Source organism: Streptomyces sp. CNQ085 (assembly GCF_022614595.1).
In the GTDB taxonomy this organism is placed as follows: Bacteria; Actinomycetota; Actinomycetes; order Streptomycetales; family Streptomycetaceae; genus Streptomyces.
Map to the genome: position 1 here is coordinate 1 of NZ_JAJFAU010000224.1, position 5,185 is coordinate 5,185.

The following is a 5,185-nucleotide window of genomic DNA, read 5'->3' on the forward strand; positions in this document are numbered from 1 at the left end:
CCGTCCGCCGGGTCCGGCGGACGGCCCGGCCGGGAGCGCACCCGCCTGATCGCCGCGCTGGGCGCCCTGATCGCCGCGCACACCGCCCGCACCGGGGCGGCCGGACGCCCCTCCGGCCCGGACGTGGACAGGGAGGCCTTCGACACCCTGCTGCGCGCCGGTGACGCGGCGCTCGACGCGGCGGGGTACCCGGCCGGGGAGAGGGCCGGACACGCCTCCGGCCGCACGGCGGCGGACGCCCGCGACCTCCCGCTCGCCCTCCTCCTGGCCGACACCGCCCTGACCGTCCGCCGCAACTCCAGGGCCGCCTGGCTGCTGCGCGCCCGCGCCCTGGAGGGGATCGGTCGCGGCGCCGAGGCCGCCGGGGCGTACGAGCGCCACATGGCCCTGTCCGAACCGGGTCCGGGCGCCCGTGCCGCCGCGGCCCGGCTGGCCTCGCTCACCGAGCGGCGGAAGTGCCTGGCCGACGCCCTGCGGCTGTTCCCCGCCGACGACTGCCCCGAGGCCCGCGCCCTCGCCGGGGCGGCCGGTGGCGGTCTGCCCGCGGCCGAGGTCCGCGCCGCCTTCACCGCCTACACGGACCACCGCCTGCGCGAGCGCGGCGCGGCCGACCCCGCCGTACGGGATCTGGCCGCGCTGTACGCCGCGTACTGCCGCCTGGACGGGCGGGACCGGATGCCCGCCCCGCTCCTCGGCGGCGGCGGCAAGGGCGAGGGCGGAGGCGACGGGGAGCCGCTCGCGGTCGGCGACCTGCGCAACGCCGTGGCGGGCCGGACGGTGTGCCTGGTGGCGAACACCCCGCGGCTCGCCGGCCATGTGCCGGACGCGGAGGTGGACGCCTACGACCTCGTCGTCCGCTGCGACGCCTTCCCCCTGGACGCCCCCGGGATGGGGGAGCGCACCGACATCCACGCACTCTCCCATCGCACCACCGCGCGCCTGGATCACCGGGTCGGCATACGGATGGTGTTCGGCGATCCCGCCGACGAGTGGCTGCGCGCGGTACGGCGGCTGGTCCCCGGCGCGCAGCGCCGCGTCGGCGACGCCTCGCTCCGCCACCCGGTGACCGACCCGGCGCTGATCGGCGAGAGCGCCACGGACCCCGGCCCGACCACCGCCTTCACGGTGCTGCGGCTGCTGGACTTCCTGGAGGTCTGCCCGGTCGTCGACCTGATCGGCTTCGACCCGCCGGGCCCCGGCCGGCTGCACCCCGCCGAACGCGCCTGGGTCGAGGCCCGGGCCGAGGACAGCACCCCGACGAGGATCTCCCTGCGATGACCGCTTCTCCCGTGTCCCCGCCCGCCGCCGGTACCGCCGCCGACACGGCCGCCGCCGATCCCGCCACCCTGACCGGCAGGCGCCGCATCGCCTTCGCCTGCCACGCCGACGAGGACACCCTCCCCGGCCTGCTGACCCTGCTGCGCAGCCTGGCGCTGACCAACCCCCGCGTCTGCGAGGACTTCCTCCTCCTCCACCCCGGGCTGCCCGGCTCCGCCCTGGACGCCGCCCGGCGCCTGCACCCCCGGATCACCGCCCGCCGGACGCGGCACGGGCGGTGGGAGGCGCTGCGGGCGCACGAGTACGACACCGTGATCGTGCTGGGACCGGACATGGTGGTGCTGGGCGACATCGGCTCCCTCCTGCGGCTGCGCCACGGCGTGGGCGCGGTCTTGCAGCTCCCCATGCCCTCCGGTGAACCCCGCGTGCAGGCGGAGGAGGGCCTGCTGGTCCTCCAGCGGGAACGGCTCGCCGACTCCACCCGCGCCCTGCTGTCCGGCGGCGGCGTGCCCGGATGCGTCGTGCCCCTCGACGCCCGCCACGACTTCCCCGCCCGGCGCCTGCACGGCGGCCTGCCCGTCCCCGAGGACACGGTGATCCTGCGGTTCGGCGGCACCGGACACGGGGAGGAGTACACCCCCGCGATACGCGCCCGCGCCCGCTACGAGCAGACCGACGACGACTTCCGCGCCGCCTACTGCTCCCTCCCCGGCCCCAAGCACCCCGATCTCCTCACCCATCTCGCCCGCCCTCTGCTGGAGCGGGGCGCCACCGTGGACCTGGCCCGCGCCCTCGCCCTCGTCCACACCGAGGAGGGCCGCTACCGCGAGGCCGTCGAGGTGCTGCTGTCGGTCACCCCCAGGGCCGACCAGCCGCGCTTCCACGAGACGCTGGGCAGCGCGCTGATGGCCGAGTCCCGCCATGCCGAGGCCGAGACCCATCTGCTGCTGGCCACCGCCTCCCCCGAGGTCGCGCCGAAGGCGTTCAGCCGGCTCGCGCGGCTGGCGTGGCTGCGCGGCGACGACGACGCCGCCCGCGCGTACGCCCGTGACGGGCTCGACGCCGAGCCCGTCAACCGCACCTGCCGCGCCCTGGCCCTGCTGCCCGGTGAGCCCGCCCCCGACGTCCCCGGAGACGGGCAGCTCGCGCATGTGGCCCTGTTCGCCTCCGGCCAGGAGAACGCGGGCGACAAGGTGCTCCCCGAGGCCGTACGGCTGTGCTTCGGCGCCGACACCGGGCCGCGCCGCTGGCTGCCGGTGCCGGTCCACCGCCTCTTCGACGAGGTGACGCTGGAACGCGTGAACGCCCGCCGCGCCCTGGTCGTCGGCGGCGGCGGGCTCTTCCTCCCCGACACCTGGCCCAACGGCAACAGTGCCTGGCAGTGGAACGTCTCCGACGAGATGCTGGAGCGGATCACCGTGCCGCTGGCGGTCCTCGCCGTCGGCTACAACGTCTTCGACGGCCAGGCGTACCGCCGCACCCGGTTCACCGAGAGCCTGCGGGCCCTGGTGGAGAAGGCGGCGTTCTTCGGCCTGCGCAACCACGGCTCGGTCGAGCGCGTCCGGGCGCTGCTGCCCCCCTCCCTGCGCGAGAAGGTGCGCTACCAGCCGTGCCCGACCACCGTGCTGCGCAGGCTCTCGCCCGACTGGACCGATCCCGTGCGGCGCGACGACACCGTGCTGATCAACTGCGCGTACGACCGCGCGGGCCTGCGTTTCGGCCACGACTACGGCCACTTCCTGACCGGGATGGCCGCCGCGGTGCGCGAGCTGGGCAAGCGCGCGGAGGTGCGGTACGCGCCCCACACGCCCGCCGACGAACGGTTCGTCCACGACCTGCGCCGGGAGCACGGCATCGCGCTGCCGGTCGAGCCGCTCTACGACCTGCCCAACGCCGCGATCTACGAGCGCTTCCGCCGTACCCGCCTGGTCATCGGGATGCGCGGGCACGCCGGGATGATCCCCTTCGGCTGCGGCACGCCGGTCCTCAGCCTGATCTCGCACCCCAAGCTGGCGTACTTCCTGGCCGACATCGGCCGCCCGGAGTGGGGGCTGTCCGTGCACGACCGGGAGCTGGGCGCGAAGCTGGCCGAGCGGGCCGCGGCGCTGCTGGACGACCACGACGCGGCGGTGGCCGACGTCCTGGGGCGCCAGCGGTCGTTGTGGGAGACCACCCGCGCCAACCTCGCCGAGCTGGAGCGGTGCCTGGGCGTCCCCGTGGAGGCCGCCCGCTCCGCGGACCCCGGTGCGCCGGTCCCCGCGGGATGAACCGGCGCCGATCGGTTACGTTCGGGGCGTGAACCCCTCCAACGCCGCACCCGCCCCCGCCACCGGGCGCATCGTCCTGCTCACCACCAGCCACCGCGTCGCGCCCGGACTGCTGTCCTGGCCCGCCTGGCAGGCGCTGTGCGCGGCCGACCGCGTCCTGTGCCCGGACCCCGGCCACCCGCAGCTGCCGTACGTGAGGGAGGCGGGCGTCGGGGTGGAGACCGCCCGGCCCACCGCCCGCGAACTGGTGGACGCCTGCACGGGCGCGGACGGCGGCGACGGTGTCCCCGCGGCGGGCGGCGGCCGGACGGTGGTGGTCCTCGCCGGCGCCGAGGGCGAACCGGAGCTGACCGACGGGCTGGCCCGCCTGGCCGGCTCCGGCCGCGAGGCGATGCCCGAACTGGAACTGCTGCCCGGCTCCTACGACCTGCCCGGCGCCCGCCTGCTGGACCTGGTGCAGGTCATGGACCGCATCCGCGCCGAGTGTCCCTGGAGCGGCACCCGCACCGGCGAGGACCTGGTCAAGTACGGCGTCGAGGAGATGTACGAGCTGGTCGAGGCCATCGAGGAGGGCGACCGTGAGGCCCTGCGCGAGGAGCTGGGCGATGTGCTGCTCCAGGTGGTCTTCCACGCCCGCATCGCCCAGGACGACCCCGACGAGCCGTTCTCCGTCGACGACGTGGCGGCCACGATCGTGGAGAAGCTGGTCCACCGCCATCCCCACGTCTTCGGTGACGAGACCGCCGGGACACCGGAGGAGGTCAAGGCCCACTGGCTGCGCACCAAGGCGATCGAGAAGCGGCGCGAGTCGGTCACCGAGGGCATCCCGCTGGGCCAGCCCGCCCTCGCCCTGGCCGCCAAGCTGGCCGGCCGGGCCCGCGCCGCCGGCATCGACGTCCTCCCGGCGGGCGAGGGCGTCGGCTACGAGCTGCTGGCCCTGGCCGCCCGCGCCGAGGCCCGGGGCACCGACCCCGAGACGGCCCTGCGGGCGGCGGCCCGCACCTACCGGGACGCCATACGGGTGGCCGAGAGCGCGCCCGGTGCGGGCGCCGCGGCCCCGGGGGCCGGAGACCGGCAGGAGCCGCCCCGGGCCGAGTGACCGGGCCGCACAGGGGTACCCGAACGTCATGAACGGCATCTACGCGGCGGATCACCTCCCACTGGCCGCTTCCGACCTGACGATCGGCATCGGCCCCTTCATCGCGGGAATCGTGGTGGCGGGCCTGCTGGTCCTGGCCGTGGTGTACGGACTGCGCATCCTCAACCGAGGCGACGAGGGGATCTCCACCCCGACCGACTGCCCGGACGAGCCGATCGTCTACGAGGACGGTGTCCGCGACGACGAGGAACTGCCCCGCGACGGCAGGCGCCGGCTCCCGTACGAACTCCAGGAACACGAGGACACCCACCCCGTCGACCCCGACAAGCGCCCCACCTGGAGTCCTGGCAGCAGCGGCGGTTTCGGCTCCGGAGGCCCGGGCCACACCTGATCCTCCGGTCGCACCGGGCCGTGCCTGGTCGCGCCGGGCCGTTCCCGGCCAGGCCCGGCCGTTTCCGGTCGGGCCGGACCATTGAAGGGCGCCGCCGGGGCCGCCAGACCGCCCCCATGTCGACCCTCGTGACGGCCCTGGAACGCGGCG

Annotated in this window: 4 protein-coding genes; all 4 read left to right on the top strand. The window is 76.1% G+C overall.

The window, feature by feature from the left end; genetic code table 11:
• On the top strand, window positions 1-1,278 hold a 1,278-nt coding region (locus LJ221_RS23215), incomplete at its 5' end, for a hypothetical protein (protein ID WP_241718664.1).
• Window positions 1,275-3,545, top strand: coding sequence for a polysaccharide pyruvyl transferase family protein (locus LJ221_RS23220; RefSeq protein ID WP_241718665.1), 2,271 nt, complete (start codon window positions 1,275-1,277; stop codon window positions 3,543-3,545). The genes LJ221_RS23215 and LJ221_RS23220, both read left to right, overlap by 4 nt.
• Before the next feature lie 28 nt (window positions 3,546-3,573).
• A complete protein-coding gene (locus LJ221_RS23225) occupies window positions 3,574-4,644 on the top strand; it encodes a nucleoside triphosphate pyrophosphohydrolase (RefSeq protein ID WP_241718666.1) in 1,071 nt (356 codons plus the stop codon).
• Between the two features lie 28 nt (window positions 4,645-4,672).
• A complete protein-coding gene (locus tag LJ221_RS23230; RefSeq protein ID WP_241718667.1) occupies window positions 4,673-5,035 on the top strand; it encodes a DUF6479 family protein in 363 nt (120 codons plus the stop codon).
• Window positions 5,036-5,185: the final 150 nt, after the last annotated feature.